The 16,393-nt window shown below is 54.8% G+C and carries 17 protein-coding genes; 6 read left to right on the top strand and 11 right to left on the bottom strand.

The features are described 5' to 3' along the window. Positions 1-86: 86 nt before the first annotated feature. Positions 87-1,415: a murein DD-endopeptidase MepM gene (gene mepM, locus ACCW76_RS08915; protein ID WP_045816051.1), complete on the bottom strand. Its 1,329-nt coding sequence runs from the start codon at positions 1,413-1,415 to the stop codon at positions 87-89. Between the two features lie 14 nt (positions 1,416-1,429). Continuing rightward, positions 1,430-2,401, bottom strand: coding sequence for a zinc ABC transporter substrate-binding protein ZnuA (gene znuA / locus ACCW76_RS08910; protein ID WP_200680801.1), 972 nt, complete (start codon positions 2,399-2,401; stop codon positions 1,430-1,432). A 77-nt stretch (positions 2,402-2,478) separates the two neighbouring features. On the opposite strand from znuA, the gene znuC reads away from it, so the two are divergent. After that, entirely contained in the window at positions 2,479-3,234 is a 756-nt protein-coding gene (gene znuC / locus ACCW76_RS08905) for a zinc ABC transporter ATP-binding protein ZnuC (RefSeq protein ID WP_038650045.1), read from the top strand. Continuing rightward, complete coding sequence (gene znuB, locus ACCW76_RS08900) at positions 3,231-4,016, top strand: zinc ABC transporter permease subunit ZnuB (RefSeq protein WP_038646513.1); 786 nt, start codon at positions 3,231-3,233, stop codon at positions 4,014-4,016. Before znuC ends, znuB begins: the two co-directional genes overlap by 4 nt. Positions 4,017-4,086: 70 nt before the next feature. Here znuB and ruvB read toward each other — a convergent pair whose 3' ends face one another. The 6 genes from ruvB to aspS form a co-directional block, all read right to left on the bottom strand. After that, positions 4,087-5,091, bottom strand: coding sequence for a Holliday junction branch migration DNA helicase RuvB (gene ruvB / locus ACCW76_RS08895; protein WP_436338356.1), 1,005 nt, complete (start codon positions 5,089-5,091; stop codon positions 4,087-4,089). Between the two features lie 8 nt (positions 5,092-5,099). Beyond that, positions 5,100-5,714: a Holliday junction branch migration protein RuvA gene (ruvA, locus tag ACCW76_RS08890; protein ID WP_034828652.1), complete on the bottom strand. Its 615-nt coding sequence runs from the start codon at positions 5,712-5,714 to the stop codon at positions 5,100-5,102. Positions 5,715-5,921: 207 nt separating this feature from the next. Beyond that, a complete protein-coding gene (gene ruvC, locus ACCW76_RS08885) occupies positions 5,922-6,449 on the bottom strand; it encodes a crossover junction endodeoxyribonuclease RuvC (protein ID WP_436338355.1) in 528 nt (175 codons plus the stop codon). A 37-nt stretch (positions 6,450-6,486) separates the two neighbouring features. Further along, a complete protein-coding gene (locus tag ACCW76_RS08880) occupies positions 6,487-7,230 on the bottom strand; it encodes a YebC/PmpR family DNA-binding transcriptional regulator (RefSeq protein WP_038646507.1) in 744 nt (247 codons plus the stop codon). A gap of 325 nt (positions 7,231-7,555) precedes the next feature. Next, complete coding sequence (gene nudB, locus ACCW76_RS08875) at positions 7,556-7,987, bottom strand: dihydroneopterin triphosphate diphosphatase (RefSeq protein WP_045816048.1); 432 nt, start codon at positions 7,985-7,987, stop codon at positions 7,556-7,558. Next, positions 7,987-9,768 carry an aspartate--tRNA ligase gene (gene aspS / locus ACCW76_RS08870; RefSeq protein WP_045832918.1) on the bottom strand — a complete coding sequence of 594 codons (1,782 nt, stop codon included), beginning with the start codon at positions 9,766-9,768 and terminating at the stop codon, positions 7,987-7,989. The genes nudB and aspS overlap by 1 nt, the downstream gene beginning before the upstream one ends. A 233-nt stretch (positions 9,769-10,001) precedes the next feature. Here aspS and ACCW76_RS08865 point away from each other — a divergent pair, with 233 nt between their 5' ends. The 3 genes from ACCW76_RS08865 (at position 10,002) to cmoB (ending at position 12,594) form a co-directional block, all read left to right on the top strand. Continuing rightward, positions 10,002-10,823, top strand: coding sequence for a DUF72 domain-containing protein (locus tag ACCW76_RS08865; protein WP_436338354.1), 822 nt, complete (start codon positions 10,002-10,004; stop codon positions 10,821-10,823). Positions 10,824-10,900: 77 nt separating this feature from the next. Next, positions 10,901-11,629, top strand: a complete 729-nt coding sequence (gene cmoA, locus ACCW76_RS08860) for a carboxy-S-adenosyl-L-methionine synthase CmoA (protein WP_038646496.1) — start codon at positions 10,901-10,903, stop codon at positions 11,627-11,629. Beyond that, positions 11,626-12,594, top strand: a complete 969-nt coding sequence (gene cmoB, locus ACCW76_RS08855; RefSeq protein WP_038646493.1) for a tRNA 5-methoxyuridine(34)/uridine 5-oxyacetic acid(34) synthase CmoB — start codon at positions 11,626-11,628, stop codon at positions 12,592-12,594. The genes cmoA and cmoB overlap by 4 nt, the downstream gene beginning before the upstream one ends. Positions 12,595-12,597: 3 nt before the next feature. Here cmoB and ACCW76_RS08850 read toward each other — a convergent pair whose 3' ends face one another. After that, the gene (locus ACCW76_RS08850) at positions 12,598-13,218 is read right to left on the bottom strand and encodes a LysE family translocator (protein WP_034828637.1); all 621 of its coding nucleotides are present in this window, start codon (positions 13,216-13,218) and stop codon (positions 12,598-12,600) included. A 175-nt stretch (positions 13,219-13,393) separates the two neighbouring features. Here ACCW76_RS08850 and ACCW76_RS08845 point away from each other — a divergent pair, with 175 nt between their 5' ends. Next, positions 13,394-14,491 carry a glycerol dehydrogenase gene (locus ACCW76_RS08845; protein WP_436338353.1) on the top strand — a complete coding sequence of 366 codons (1,098 nt, stop codon included), beginning with the start codon at positions 13,394-13,396 and terminating at the stop codon, positions 14,489-14,491. 41 nt (positions 14,492-14,532) lie between these two features. On the opposite strand, the gene ACCW76_RS08840 is transcribed toward ACCW76_RS08845, so the two are convergent. Both ACCW76_RS08840 and cutC read right to left on the bottom strand, forming a co-directional pair. Beyond that, entirely contained in the window at positions 14,533-15,393 is an 861-nt protein-coding gene (locus ACCW76_RS08840; protein ID WP_038646491.1) for a hypothetical protein, read from the bottom strand. A 168-nt stretch (positions 15,394-15,561) separates the two neighbouring features. Beyond that, positions 15,562-16,314: a copper homeostasis protein CutC gene (gene cutC / locus ACCW76_RS08835; RefSeq protein WP_038646489.1), complete on the bottom strand. Its 753-nt coding sequence runs from the start codon at positions 16,312-16,314 to the stop codon at positions 15,562-15,564. Positions 16,315-16,393 lie beyond the last annotated feature (79 nt).

The raw sequence follows: 16,393 nt of genomic DNA, 5'->3' as shown, positions 1-16,393 counted from the left end.
GGTTAATTTTGCAATCATCATGCGTCAGATAGCAAAAAACCGACGAATAATTCGTCGGTTTTTTCAATATTGGCTACAGAAATGGGTTATTTCAGTGCCAGCTGTGGCAGATAACTCTTCACGTCCGCCAAATAGTTGCTGCGGTCTTTACCCGTCAGCCCTTCCATACGCGGCAGTTTTGCCGTGAGTGGATTGACGGCCTGATTGTTGATCCACACTTCGTAATGCAGATGTGGCCCCGTAGAACGCCCGGTGTTGCCTGACAGTGCAATACGGTCACCGCGCTTCACTTTCTGTCCTGGTTTCACCAGCGCCTTACTCAGGTGCATATAGCGGGTCATATACTGACGACCGTGACGAATGGCCACGTAGTTACCCGCCGCCCCGCCATTTTTGACCATCACCACTTCACCATCACCCACGGCCAATACCGGTGTACCGATCGGCAGCGCGAAATCGACACCCTTATGCGGTGCGATGCGGCCCGTTACCGGGTTAAGACGGCGCGGATTAAAGTTGGAGGAAACGCGATATTGTTTCACCGTCGGGAAGCGCATAAAACCACGGGCAAGGCCTGAGCCGTTGCGATCGTAGAATTTGCCATCTTCAGCGCGGAACGCGTAGTAATCTTTGCCACCGGTACGCAGCCGCACGCCGAGCAGCTGGCTCTGCGCACTTTTGCCATCCAGCATCTCGCGAGACATCAGCACGCTGAAATCATCCCCGGCGCGCAGTTTGCGGAAATCCATCTGCCACTGCATGGCTTTAATGACGTTGCTGGTTTCAGCACTGGTCAAGCCTGCACGCTGGGCGCTGGCGCCAAAGCTGCCACGCACTTCACCTTTCAGTACACTATTCTGCCACTCACCCTTTTGCATCTCCTGCTGCATCTTAAAGCTGCCATTCGGCTGACGCTCGTAAGTGCGGGTTTCGCGGCGATCCACTTCCCAGGTAAAGTTTTGCAGTTGACCATCCGCATCCAGCGTCCAGCTGAGTTGCTGGCCGACGCGCAGGTTACGGAAGTCTTTATCGCTACTGACTAACGCATTGATATCACTGAGATCAATACCGTACTGATTCAGTGCGCTGCTCAGGGTATCGCCAGAGGAAACGGTGTAATCGTGTTGATTCGGGTTGTCCTGCACATCTTTATCGATGTCATCGGCCGGAATCTCTTCTTCCGGTTCAACCGTGGTCTGATCGATCGGCTCACTGGCTTCGGGTAACAGCGTGCGCAGTTCGTTTTTGTCCAGCGTGATGTCTTTCACGATGGGGGCAACATCATGGGGATGGTAAACGTAAGGCCGCCAAACAGCGACGGCCAACGTGATAACAGTTAATGAACCCAGCATAACGCGGTGGGGACGCGGCAAATTATTAAATGCGAGGGCGACAGAGCGGGCTATCTGCTGCACTTTTACTTATTCCTCTATGCTCCATTCAGGCAGCTCGCATACTGGCTCGACAACTGTGAGAGGAATTTCACATAGCTGTCTTTGGTTAAGCTGATTCCCATGCCCAGCGGATCAAGTGTGCCTTTGCGCACGTTGGTTCCGCGAGACACGGCATCGATGACGGCCGGCCTGAATTGTGGTTCAGCAAAAACGCATACGGCTTTCTGCTCAACCAACTGTGTTCGTATTTGATGTAAACGCTGGGCGCCCGGTTGGATCTCAGGGTTGACGGTGAAATGTCCAGCAGGGGACAAACCGTAGTGTTTTTCAAAGTAGCTGTACGCATCGTGAAAAACGAAATAACCCTTACTCTTAACGGGGGCAAGCTGCGCGCCAATATGCTTATCCGCATCTGCTAATTCTGCTTCAAACTGCTGCAGGTTCGCGTCAAGTTTGGCTCTGCTTTGCGGCATAAGTTCCAATAATTTTCCGTGGATTGCAACCGCAGATTGTCGCGCAATCTCAGGTGACATCCACAGGTGCATATTAAACTCACCATGGTGGTGGTGTGTATGAGACGGCTCCTGGTCTTCAGACTTATCTGAGTCATGGTCATGATCGTGACCGTGCTCATGTTCGTCCTCGTCTTCACCACCACGAATCAGCAGCGGTTTCACCCCTGGCATCGCCGCTATTTCGAGATTTTTAGCCTCAGGCAACTCTGCCGCAGACTTGGTCAGAAACGCCTCCATTTCTGGTCCAACCCATACCACTAAGTCCGCGTTTTTAATACGTTTTACATCAGAAGGACGTAAAGCATAATCATGCTCTGAAGCGCCATCTGGCAACAGCACTTCCACTGGCGTCACGCCATCGGCAATGGCCGCTGCGATAAATCCGATCGGTTTGATTGAAGCCACTACGGCTGAGTGCGCGGGCATCGCGCAGGCGGCGGCGAGTGCCGCAGCAGGAAGAGTGAAAGCGAAGCGCTGCTTAATGTGTAACATAATGCGTCATTCCATCGTGACCTGTTGATGGAATGTGATATTATAACATTCGAAATTCAATGCAACCCGTAAATAATATGTCGTCACTTGTTACACTTGAAAACATCTCCGTGAAGTTTTCCCAGCGCCCTGTGCTAGCAGGTATCAGCCTGACACTGGAGCCGGGGAAAATACTGACGCTGCTTGGGCCGAACGGCGCGGGCAAATCGACGCTGGTCCGGACGGTGCTCGGCCTTCTTACGCCAACAAGCGGTAGCGTCAAACGCACCCCCGGTTTACGCATCGGCTACGTGCCACAGAAATTGCACATTGACCCGACGTTGCCGATCACCGTTGAGCGGTTTATGCGTCTGACGCGTGGCAGCAAGCGTGATGCTATTCTCCCGGCTTTGAAACGCGTGCAGGCCGGACATCTGCTCAATGCGCCTCTGCAAAAACTTTCGGGTGGTGAAACCCAGCGTGTGCTGCTGGCGCGTGCCCTGCTCAATCAACCCCAGTTACTGGTGTTAGATGAACCTACGCAAGGCGTTGACGTGAATGGGCAAGTGGCGCTCTACGATTTAATCGATCAGCTTCGCCAGGAACTCAACTGTGGCGTGCTGATGGTTTCGCACGATCTGCATTTGGTGATGGCAAAAACTGACGAAGTGCTGTGTCTCAACCACCACATCTGCTGTTCCGGCACGCCAGAAGCGGTGTCTCAGCATCCAGAATTTATCGCCATGTTCGGCCCACGTGGCGCGCAGCAACTGGCAATCTATCGCCATCATCACAATCACCGTCACGATTTACAGGGACGAATTGTGCTGCGTAAAGGAAATGGTCCGTCATGATTGAACTGTTATTACCCGGCTGGCTCGGTGGCGTGCTGCTGGCGCTGGCGGCGGGTCCGCTTGGCTCGTTTGTGGTCTGGCGTCGCATGTCTTATTTCGGCGATACCCTTGCGCACGCTTCGCTGCTCGGCGTGGCCTTTGGCCTGCTGCTCAATGTGAATCCCTATTACGCGGTGATTCTGGTGACCGTATTTCTGGCTCTGGGCTTAGTGTGGCTGGAGCGTCGTCCGCATCTGGCCATTGATACGTTACTCGGCATTATGGCGCACAGCGCGCTGTCGCTGGGTTTGGTGGTGGTCAGCCTGATGCAGGGTGTACGCGTCGATTTAATGGCGTATCTGTTTGGCGATTTGCTGGCAGTAACACCGGATGATTTGTGGATGATGGGCGCTGGCGTGGCCATTGTACTGGCGGTGATGGCATGGCAGTGGCGCTCACTGCTGTCGATGACCATCAGCCCGGAGTTGGCTCAAGTGGATGGCGTCAACATTCAACGCACGCGCCTGATGCTGATGCTCGTCACCGCCTTGACCATTGGTGTGGCAATGAAGTTTGTCGGTGCACTGATTATCACCTCACTGCTGATTATTCCCGCCGCCACAGCGCGTCGTTTTTCCCGTTCACCAGAACAGATGGCCGGGTTTGCGGTGATAATTGGCATTCTGGCGGTCACTGGCGGACTAACGTTCTCCGCCACTTACGACACGCCCGCTGGCCCTTCCGTGGTACTCTGCGCCGCTGTGCTGTTCATCATCAGCATGGCGAAAAAGCCGGCATCGTAATAAAGGGGCCATTAATGGCCCCTAAGCGAATGTCCGATCGTGAAATCGCGCCGCCGCACGAGAGCCGGCTTTACTCTTCGCGGCTGATGCCGAAATGCTTATAGGCATGCTGCGTGGCCAGACGGCCGCGAGGCGTGCGTTGAATGAATCCTTGTTGAATCAGGAAGGGTTCAATCACATCTTCAATGGTTTCCCGTTCTTCACCAATCGCCGCCGCCAGGTTATCCAGCCCCACCGGACCACCCGAGAACTTGTCGATGATCGCCAGCAACAGCTTGCGGTCCATGTAATCGAAACCCTGATTATCGACGTTGAGCATATCGAGTGCGCTGGCAGAGACTTCCCCACTCATCACACCGTTGGCACGAACTTCGGCGTAATCGCGTACACGACGCAATAAACGGTTGGCGATTCGCGGTGTACCTCGGGCACGGCGCGCCACTTCTAACGCGCCCTCTTCACTCAACGCCAATCCTAAGCACGCTGCACTGCGGCTGACGATGTGTTGCAGGTCCGGTACGTTGTAAAACTCAAGACGTTGCACGATGCCAAAGCGATCGCGCAGCGGTGATGTCAGCGAGCCCGCGCGCGTGGTGGCGCCAATCAGGGTAAAGGGGGGCAAATCGAGTTTAATTGAGCGCGCCGCTGGGCCTTCGCCAATCATAATATCCAGCTGATAGTCTTCCATCGCCGGATAGAGCACCTCTTCCACCACCGGTGATAAGCGGTGGATCTCATCGATAAACAGCACGTCATGAGGTTCGAGGTTGGTCAGCATCGCAGCCAGATCGCCCGCCTTTTCCAGCACCGGACCGGAGGTGGTACGTAAGTTCACGCCCATCTCATTCGCCACAATGTTAGCCAGCGTGGTTTTACCTAATCCCGGCGGGCCGAAAATCAGCAGATGGTCCAGCGCATCGCTACGTAGTTGCGCTGCTTTGATGAAGATCTCCATCTGCTCGCGCACCTGCGGTTGCCCCACGTATTCCGCCAGGAGCTTAGGGCGAATGGCACGGTCGAGGCTCTCTTCTTCATTTATAGAGCCGCCCGAGACCAGGCGATCGGCTTCAATCATGCATTACCTCAAATAGCTGCGCGCAGAGCTTCACGGATCAGCGTTTCGCAATCCGCATCAGGTTTGCCGACTTTACTGATCATGCGGCTGGCTTCTTGCGGTTTATAGCCAAGCGCCACCAGTGCAGCCACCGCTTCGGCCTCAGCGTCATTCGCTGCTGGCGCTTCAGACGGCGTGGTCAATGTGAAGGTCGAGTCACTGCCAAACAGATCGCCGTGCATGCCTTTAAAGCGGTCTTTCATCTCCACCACCAGACGCTCGGCAGTTTTCTTGCCGACGCCAGGCAACTTGATCAATGACGCGATCTCTTCACGCTCAACGGCGGTCACAAACTGTTGTGCTGACATGCCAGAAAGGATCGCCAGTGCCAGCTTTGGCCCCACGCCATTCACTTTTACCAGTTCACGGAACAGCGCACGCTCTTGTTTGTTATTGAAGCCGAACAGCAGCTGCGCATCTTCACGCACCACAAACTGGGTGAAGATAATCGCTTCCTGATTGATCTCCGGCAGCTCGTAGAAGCAGGTCATTGGCATGTGCACTTCATAACCCACACCGTGCGCCTCAATTAACACCAGCGGCGGCTGTTTTTCCAGAATATTGCCTCGTAAGCGACCAATCACCTGAGCAGTTCCTTATGTAATCCTAAAAATACCTGATTGATTTCCTCTGACATTAAAGCGGCAAGCGAGCGCATCACGATGAACGCACTGAGGTCAGTGATTCAGGTGAACAAGGGCAGCCCGCGCATCAGACAGTGGAAATATGACGGGTATTTATATCATAAAAAAGGCTGGATCAATATCCAGCCTTCAATGTTTGGGTTTTCGTCAGCCGGACCGCAATCGCCCACGCGTCATCACCAGCTTAGCGTCACTCAGTCGCACCGTGTTCTGGCTCAAATGACAGTGGGTAATGGCGATGGCCAGCGCATCGGCGGCATCGGCTTGCGGGTTAGCAGGTAGTTTCAGCAAGGTGCGCACCATGTGCTGAACCTGACTTTTTTCTGCCCCACCGGTGCCGGTTACCGTTTGTTTGACCTGACGCGCTGCATATTCGAACACCGGCAAATCGAGATTCACCGCCGCCACAATCGCTGCGCCACGCGCCTGGCCCAGCTTTAGCGCTGAGTCTGCATTCTTCGCCATAAATACCTGCTCGATAGCAAAATAGTCTGGCGAGAATTGGGTGATGATTTCCGTCACCCCGGCGTAAATCAATTTGAGGCGAGAAGGTAGATCGGTAACGTTGGTGCGGATACAGCCGCTGCCCAGATAGCTGAGCTGGCGGCCAACCTGACGAATCACACCGTAACCGGTGACGCGCGAGCCGGGGTCAATCCCGAGAATGATCGCCACTACGCGCCTCCGGCTGTTCGGTTAATGGAAAACGCCATTACAGCGTTTCCGCGATCTCATCAGAAATTTCACCATTGTGATAAACTTCCTGCACATCGTCGCAATCTTCCAGCATGTCGATCAGACGCAGCAGTTTCGGTGCTGTTTCCGCATCCATTTCCGCTTTGGTGGAAGGGATCATTGAGACTTCAGCGGTATCCGCTTTCAGGCCACCGGCTTCCAGCGCATCACGCACTGCACCCAGTTCTTCCCACGCGGTAAACACATCAATCGCACCGTCGTCGTAGCTCACCACGTCTTCCGCACCGGCTTCCAGCGCCGCTTCCATGACCGCATCTTCATCCTGGCCTGGCGCAAAGGAGATCACACCCTTTTTGCTGAACAGGTAAGAAACAGAACCGTCGGTACCGAGGTTGCCACCGGTTTTGGTAAAGGCGTGACGCACTTCGCCCACGGTACGGTTACGGTTGTCACTCAGACACTCGATCATCACCGCTGAGCCGCCAGGACCGTAACCTTCATAGATGATGGTTTCCATGTTGGAATCATCTTCGCCGCCGACGCCGCGTGCAATCGCACGGTTCATGGTGTCACGGGTCATGTTATTGGACAGGGCTTTGTCCATTGCTGCTCGCAGACGCGGGTTCGATCCGGCATCGCCGCCGCCCAGTTTCGCTGCGGTCACCAGCTCACGAATGATTTTGGTGAAGATTTTACCGCGCTTAGCGTCCTGCGCCGCCTTGCGGTGCTTGGTATTCGCCCATTTACTATGTCCAGCCATCTTTACTGTTTCTCCGATCTTTAACAGGGTGCAGGCTATCTCACTTGCAATCTTGTCCCCCGGCAGTGCTCGCAATCCTCACGTACAAAAGTACGCTCCGGTTGCTGTGCGCTGGCGGTGAACAACCTTGCTGCGCCGATAACGCCTGACTGTTCATTATTGGGCAACCTGTAACTGACACTTTGTGCCGATTACGCCCATCTGTTCAATTTTAGCGGTGCAAGATGAATGCCTGGCACCGGATTTAAGTACGAAGGGAATACGCTTCGTCGAATTCGTGGAATCTACCTTAATCGTCGCCGGAAAAACGCGCGGCGGCGGGCATTCAGGTAAATTCTTCGATTGCCTGGCGGTTACTCCAGGACTTGGTCAGGGCTGCGGCTGCGGCAGGATCGAGCCAGCGCGCGGCGAGATGCTCCGTAAGAAGGAGATCGCGCTCTTGCGGAAGTGCCAGCCGGAACCAGTGCTCACGGTTGTGCGTGATACCAGGCGCGTAGCGATGGCGATAGTGCGGGAAGATTTCAAACTCAATGTGTTTGTGGCAATCATCCAGCACCAGCTGTTCGCCCGCGACATCGATACCCAGCTCTTCCGACACTTCACGTTCTGCCGCCTGGCGCGGGCTTTCACCCGCTTCCAGGCTGCCCGTCACGGATTGCCAGAAACTTTCATCATCCTGTCGCTGCAGCATTAACACCCGGCCAGTATCTCGCGCAAAAATCACCACCAGCACTGAAACCGGATGTTTATAGCCCATTACTTGTTCTCTGACTTTTCTTTCTTCGGAGCCACAAGAATGCCGAGGTCCAACAGCGCTGCCGGGTTGGCTTCGCTTGGCGCTTCGGTCATCAGGCACGCCGCTGCAGTGGTTTTCGGGAACGCGATAACATCACGGATGTTGTCGGTGCCGGTCAGCAGCATGGTCAGACGGTCCAGACCAAAGGCCAGGCCTGCATGCGGTGGTGTGCCGTATTTCAGTGCATCCAGCAGGAAGCCAAACTTCTCGCGCTGCTCTTCTTCGGTAATACCGAGAATGCTGAACACGGTCTGCTGCATTTTGCCGTTGTGGATACGCACGGAACCGCCGCCCACTTCGTAGCCATTGATCACCATATCGTAAGCGTTCGCCACGGCCTGCGTCGGGTCGACCGCCAGCTGTTCAGCCGTCAGTTCTTTCGGCGAGGTGAACGGGTGGTGCATCGCAGCCAGACCGCCCTCTTCATCCGCTTCAAACATTGGGAAGTCGATGACCCATAGCGGTGCCCACATGCTTTCGTCAGTGATCTTCAGGTCGCGGCCCACTTTCAGACGCAGTGCACCCAGAGCATCTGTGACAATTTTGGCACGGTCAGCGCCGAAGAAGATCAGATCGCCATCTTGCGCAGTGGTGCGGTTCAGAATCGCTTCCACGATTTCTGGCGTCAGGAACTTCGCGACCGGGCTCTGTACACCCTCGAAGCCTTTTGCTCGCTCGTTGATCTTCATCCACGCCAAACCTTTGGCGCCATAAATCTCAACAAACTTGGTGTACTCATCAATCTGCTTACGCGTCAGCGCTGCGCCACCCGGCACACGCAACGCGGCAACACGACCTTTCGGATCGTTAGCCGGGCCAGCGAACACCTGGAATTCCACGCTTTTCAGCAGGTCAGCCACGTCCACCAGCTCCATTGGGTTACGCAGATCGGGTTTGTCAGAACCGTAACGGTTCATGGCTTCGGCAAAGGTCATTTGCGGGAAGTCACCGAGATCCACGCCTTTCACGTCGATCCACAGCTCACGAATCAGACGCTCCATCTTTTCACGCACCTGCTCGGCGGTCATGAAAGAGGTTTCCACGTCGATCTGGGTGAATTCTGGCTGACGGTCAGCACGCAAGTCTTCATCACGGAAGCATTTAACGATCTGATAGTAGCGGTCGAAACCGGACATCATCAGCAGCTGTTTGAACAGCTGTGGGGACTGCGGCAGCGCATAGAATTTGCCTTTATGCACGCGGCTTGGCACCAGATAGTCACGCGCACCTTCTGGCGTGGCTTTGGTCAGCATTGGGGTTTCGATATCGAGGAAGCCCTCGTTATCCATAAAGCGACGCACGAAGCTGGTGATTTTCGCACGGGTTTTCAGACGCTGCGCCATTTCCGGACGACGCAGGTCCAGATAGCGATAGGTCAGACGCGCTTCTTCGCTGTTGGTCTGGTTAGAGTCCAGCGGCAGCGGTTCAGCGCGGTTGATGATGTTCAGCGCATGAGCAAACACTTCGACATCGCCAGTGGCCATATCGCTGTTGCGGTTTTTCTCTTCACGCGCACGCACGGTGCCGGTGATCTGGATACAGAATTCGTTACGCAGCTCAGAGGCCAGCTGGAAAGCGTCCTGATGATCGGCGTCGAAGAATACCTGAGCGATACCTTCACGGTCGCGCATATCGATAAAAATCAGGCTGCCCAGATCGCGACGGCGGTTAACCCAACCGCAGAGAGTGACTTGCTGACCCACGTGAGACAGATTGAGCTGTCCGCAATATTCTGTACGCATAACGTATCCTTTTAACTTCGCCGCTGCTGCCAGACAGCATCAGGCCGCGTAACCTTATGAGATGCTGTCGCAAAAAAGGCGGCTATTATAATGGAAAAACCCAGGCAGGATAAGTAGAGCCAGATCAAAGCGGACAAAACATTGCGGTTTATCGCACGGATTTTCCTGCCAACACCAAAACAGGGTACATTACCTGGCCTATTCCCGCCCGCAAAAGGATTCAGGAGCCACGTTTGACACTTCGCATTGGATTACCGCAATGGCAGCATCCCCGCTGGAAGCAGTATGGCCTGGAAACCCTGGCGGATTACGCACAGTTGTTTGACTGCGTCGAAGGCAACACCACGCTGTATGCGCTGCCCTCGCCGGAGGCAGTGATGCGCTGGCGCGATATGACACACGATGACTTTCGCTTCTGCTTTAAATTTCCCAACAGCATCAGCCATAAAGCCGCGCTTCGGAACTGCGATGAACTGCTGAACGAATTCTTCCGCTTGCTCGATCCGTTAAGCCAGCGCATCGGGCAGTATTGGCTGCAACTGCCGGCAACCTTTTCACCTGCGCAATTGAAAGACTTGTGGCTGTTCCTCGATAGCCTGCCGCGCGGATTTAGTTATGGCGTGGAAGTGCGCCACGAGCAGTTTTTTGCCAAAGGCGAGGCTGAGCGCGCGCTCAACCGTGGCCTGCTTGAACGCGGCGTGAATCGCGTGATCCTCGATAGCCGTCCGGTGCACGCGTCCACCTCGCAAACCGCCGCCGCCGTGGATGCCCGGGCGAAAAAACCGCGCGTGCCACCGCATGCCGTGCGCAGCGGTTCGCAACCGATGGTGCGCTTTATCGGCAGCGATAGCGTGGAAGAGAGCGTGCCGCTGTTCCAGCCGTGGCAACATAAACTGGCGGAGTGGCAGACAGAAAGCGATCCGATGCTGTTTATCCATACGCCGGATATGGGCGAGGTGTTTCCCTTGCTGCAGGCGCTGTGGCCTCAACTGTTGCAGCTTGAGCCTTCGCTGCGCAATCTGCCCGACTGGCCGCAACAAAGCAGCTTGTTCTAAACTCAAAGCGGGTGCAGCCTGCGGGACTTTCTGACAGAATAGCGCCCTTTCCGATTCCTCTCTCCGGACTTTTCATTATGTCTGACCGCGATACGCTATTCTCTGCGCCCATCGATAAGCTGGGTGACTGGACCTTTGACGAGCGCGTGGCTGAAGTCTTTCCCGATATGATTCAGCGCTCGGTGCCGGGTTATTCCAACATCATTTCGATGATTGGCATGCTGGCAGAACGCTTCGTGAAGCCTGATAGCCAGGTTTACGATCTCGGCTGCTCGCTGGGTGCCGCCACGCTCTCTGTCCGCCGCAACATTCACGTGCCGGGCTGCCAGATTATTGCCGTGGATAACTCTCCGGCGATGGTGGAGCGTTGCCGCCGTCACATTGATGCCTTCCGTGCGGACACGCCGGTGCAGGTGATTGAAGCGGATATTCAGGATATCCATATTGAAAATGCTTCAATGGTGGTGCTGAACTTTACCCTGCAATTCCTTGAGCCTCCTGCACGTCTGGAACTGCTGAAAAAAATCGCCAACGGCTTGAACCCTGGTGGCGCGCTGGTGCTGTCTGAGAAGTTCAGCTTTGAAGATAGCGAAGTGGGCGATCTGCTGTTCAACATGCACCACGACTTTAAACGTGCTAACGGCTATAGCGAACTCGAGATCAGCCAGAAACGCAGCATGCTGGAAAACGTCATGCTCACCGACAGCGTAGAGGCGCACAAAGCGCGTCTGAAAACCGCCGGTTTTGCCCACGCTGAGTTGTGGTTCCAGTGCTTTAACTTTGGTTCTTTGGTAGCGTTGAAATGATTGATTTTGGCCGTTTTTATCAGCAAATCGCCACCGGCCCATTGGCGAGCTGGCTGGAAGTCTTACCCGCACAAGTAGCGGCCTGGCAGCGTGAAAATCTGCACGGTAAATTCCGCGACTGGGAAAAGTCAGTGGATTACCTGCCGCTGCTAAACCCGCAAACGTTGGATCTGGTCAACAGCGTCACGGCCACGGCTGACGATCTCACCGATCGCCAACGTCTTGGTATTGAAAACCTGTTGCGCAACCTGATGCCCTGGCGCAAAGGTCCTTATTCCCTTTACGGCACCGAGATTGATACCGAATGGCGCTCGGACTGGAAATGGGATCGCGTGCTGCCGCATATCTCGCCGTTGACACATCGCACGGTGCTGGATGTCGGCTGCGGCAGCGGTTATCACATGTGGCGCATGATTGGCGCAGGCGCGAAGCTGGTGGTCGGCATCGATCCGATGCAGCTGTTCCTGTGTCAGTTCGAAGCGGTGCGCAAGCTGCTGGGTGACGATCGTCGCGCCCATCTGCTGCCACTTGGCATCGAACAACTGCCTGCCTTGCAGGCTTTCGACACCGTGTTTTCCATGGGCGTGCTGTATCACCGCCGCTCGCCGCTCGATCATTTACTGCAGTTGAAAAATCAGCTGGTCAGTGAGGGAGAGCTGGTGCTGGAAACGCTGGTGGTTGAGGGCGATGAAAACACCGTTCTGGTACCGGGTGAACGTTATGCGCAAATGCGTAACGTCTACTTTATTCCGTCTGCCGCCGCGTTAAAAGGCTGGCTGGAGAAGTGTGGATTTGTCGATGTGCGCATCGCGGATTACGCGGTGACATCAACGGAAGAGCAACGTCGCACCAGCTGGATGACCAGCGAATCACTGGCCGAGTTCCTTGATCCTAACGACAGCAGCAAAACCATTGAAGGTTATCCAGCACCGCTACGCGCGGTACTGGTGGCACGCAAGCCGTAATGCCTAACGCCGCGACAGCGCCAGCTTCGCGGCGAAACCGATAAACACACAGCCCGTCAAACGATCCATCACTTTCAGCACGGTTGGACGACGCAGATGCGCAGCAAAATACTGACTGCCGCCGATCAATACCGCATTCCATACCAGGCCAATCATCATATGCGTTAACGCCATCAGGGTGCACCATAGCGCCACTGACGCACCGGCCGGAATAAACTGTGGCAGGAAAGTGACATAAAACACACCGACTTTCGGATTTAACAGATTGCCGAATAATCCTCGCGAGAAGCAGGCGAAATAGCTTTGCTCTTTGCCCTGCACACTCTGGCTCTCTTCCGCCTGGGTGCGGGGATTCAGCAGCAGCTTAACGCCGAGATAGAGCAGATAGGCGGCGCCGACCCACTTCAGCAGGTTATACGCCATTTCGGAAGCCAGCAGCAGCGCGCCGAGACCCAGCCCCACCGCTACGCCCCACACCAGACAACCCATAGTGACGCCCAAAGCGGTGGCTGATGCCCGTTTCCAGCCTTGTGCGGCTGCGGATCGCAGCACCAGCGCGGTATCAAAGCCTGGCGTTAACGTCAGAATAGTAATGGCAAAAAGAAATGAGAATATCAGTGTCATGGCGAGCTCCCTGTCAGTTGGCCGCTATCTTAACCTTGCCGCAACATCTTGACGATAGTTACCTTCCGTCAGCAATTGATAATAATTCTCAACTTGCCAGCAATGGTTAAATCTCCGTCATTTATCTGTGTCACTTTATCGGCAACCGCTTTTCTCACATCAAGGAGTTGTCGCTATGAGTAAATTCATTTTTTCTTCTCCGCGTAAGTATGTCCAGGGTGCAGGTGTGCTGGATGAACTGGGAACCTATGTGGCCGAGCTGGGCCAGCATGCGTTTCTGGTCGCTGATGACATCGTCTGGAAGCTAATCGGTGAACGCACACAGAAAACGTTAAAGTCGGCGGGCATTGAGTTCAGCTGGCAGCAATTTAACGGAGAAGCCTCCAGCAACGAGATCAATCGTTTAACGCAACTGGCTAAAGCGCAAGGCAGCAATGTGGTGGTGGGTCTGGGGGGCGGTAAAACGCTGGATACGGTGAAAGCGATTGCCGATGAGCTTAAACAGCCCGTCGCCATTGTGCCGACCGTGGCCTCGACGGATGCGCCCTGCAGCGCGTTATCCGTGATCTATTCCGACAGCGGCGTCTTTGAGAGCTACCGCTTCTACAGCAAAAACCCGGATCTGGTGTTGGTGGACACCGCTGTTTGCGCGGGTGCGCCTGCTCGCTTGTTCGCCTCAGGCATTGCCGATGGGCTGGCCACCTGGGTGGAGGCGCAGGCCGTGCTGCGCTCGCATGCCAAATCAATGGTCAACGGCGATCCCACCATTGCAGGCACCGCCATTGCGCGTGCATGTGAAGAGACGCTCCTGACATGGGGCTACAGTGCTTACACCGCCGTGAGTGAAAAACGCGTGACACCAGCCGTAGAAGCCGTGGTGGAAGCCAATACCCTGCTTTCAGGACTCGGTTTCGAGAATGCCGGATTGGCGGGTGCACACGCCATTCATAATGGCTTTACAGCGATTGATGGCGATATCCATCATCTGACGCATGGCGAAAAAGTCGCTTACGGCACGTTGACGCAGATGGTGCTGGAGCAGCGCCCGGATGACGAGATTGCGCGCTACATCCGTTTCTACCGCTCAATTAACATGCCGACCACGTTGAAAGAGCTGCATCTGGAGAATGAATCCTGGGAGAATCTGCTGCGCGTCGGGGCGCTTGCAAACAGCGAGGGGGATACATTGAAGAACCTCAATCCAAACCTGTCACCAGAAGATATCGCCAACGCGATTGTGGCGGTAGATGCCTTCAGTAAAACCGTGCAGTAAAAGAAGTTGGGCGCACCGCGGTGCGCCCGGATAAAACGCCTTTATTCCCCCTCATCCGCCACGGCTGGCGGGCGATCCCAATACTGATATTTATAGGCAGAGCTCAGGTGACGCTCGATGGTGCCTTTGGCAAACACCTCGGTTTCATGCAGATAACTTAGCGTACAGTTGCCCACCTCATCCCATAACTGACACTCATCAACTGAACTTAAGGTACTGACAGGCGTGGTAGCGAAGCCATTAAGCCGCAGCTCTCGCCACTGCTTATCATAACTGTAGGTGTCTTTACCGCGTGCACTGGACGATGAGGTGACCAGCCCTTGTGGATTCCAGCGCCAGGTGCTCTCTCCGTTGGTCATCACATCACTGCCGCGCGCGACGCTCTTTTCCAGGCGAAAATGTTTATCGTAGCGGTAGGTGGTATCGGTGAAGCCATCTTTGCCCATACTGGTGAATTTGTCGGACGAACTGATGATGTTGCCATGCTGGCCCATTTGCCAACTGATGGTGCCCTGGCGGTTATCCACCACTTCTTCTTTGCCCGCTTTTACCACTTTGACCAGGTAGGCATACTCCGCCACCCAACCTCGCTGCACGCGGGCGATGTGCTGTTCCATGGTCAGCACCACGTTGCCTTCGTTCTTGTCATACGTAATGTCGGCAACCATCAAATCCCCGCACTGATCGAACTGCCCCAGTACGCGTTTCTGCGAATCGACATCTTTACCAAATTCCCCTGCCACCACCTGACGTACCGCGCCTTTGGCATCACCCCCCAGCATAATCCAATTGTTGCTGCTGGTAATGTTTTTGCTCAGAGGCGGACAGGCAGTGCTCACCGCCAGCGCCGTGCCAGACAGGGGGAACAGCAGCACTAAAACAGCACAAGAGTAGGATTTCATGAATGTTATCCGCGCTAAGCCATAGAGTAATCAAAGCATCTTTTTTAACAATGCGCTATCAACGGCTATACAGCAGATAAAAAGAACCCCAGCAAATGCGCTGGGGTTTGGTACTTGCAAACATCACGTCAGAGTTTTGGCGTGCTGCGCGGCAAAACGGGTGCGAACTCAGGCGACACGAACCGCGGTCATTTCCAGCATACTTTTCATCGCTTCGACCACATCGCCATCGACACAAGTTCGGCTGAATTCGTCGACTTCTGCTTCGGAGCACATAGAAACACCGGCTTTACGGTAGCGCATCGGAGAAGCAACTAATCGGCTTGCGGAGCTGTGGACTTCCTGCAGCCCACTATCAATAAATTTCTGCAAATTGCTCAAACGGACTCCGGCACCGGCCATAATAATTGGACCCGTGCTCAGTTCATTTAGTTCCCGCAACAATGCAATTCCCGTTTCCGCGCTCTGCTGCTGGCCGGAAGTCAAAATACGCGCAACGCCTAAATCCGCCAGTACGTCCAGCGAACGTTTGGGGCTGTGGCACAAATCAAAAGCGCGGTGAAAGGTCACCGCCATGCCATCACTGAGCGCCATGATCTGCCGCATGCGCACAATATCAACATGGGCATCTTCATCTAGCATGCCGATCACCACGCCAGGGAAACCGAGCTCACGCATCAGCGCCACGTCGGATTTCATCACCTCAAATTCCTGTGCGGTGTAACAAAAATCGCCGCCACGCGGGCGAACAATCGGGTGAACCGGTATGGACAGTTCACGTTGTGCGGCTTCCAGCACGCCAGCTGACGGCGTCAGCCCGCCTTCGCGTGGGGCACTGCACAGTTCCACGCGATCGGCACCGGACTGCTGTGCAGTCATTGCACAGTCGATGCCGTAGCAACAAATTTCCAGTTTCGTCATAGCTTGCTCCTTTTCATGACTTCTGGCTCGAGAGGATGGCTTAAGTTAGTCTGCTTAATTGGACAGTTTACGTGGAAAC

The sequence above is a fragment of the Pantoea sp. C8B4 genome, from assembly GCF_051336905.1.
Lineage (GTDB): Bacteria > Pseudomonadota > Gammaproteobacteria > Enterobacterales > Enterobacteriaceae > Pantoea > Pantoea rwandensis_B.
The sequence above is the reverse complement of the archived record's forward strand: the minus strand, read 5'-3'. Positions and strand labels throughout refer to the sequence as shown.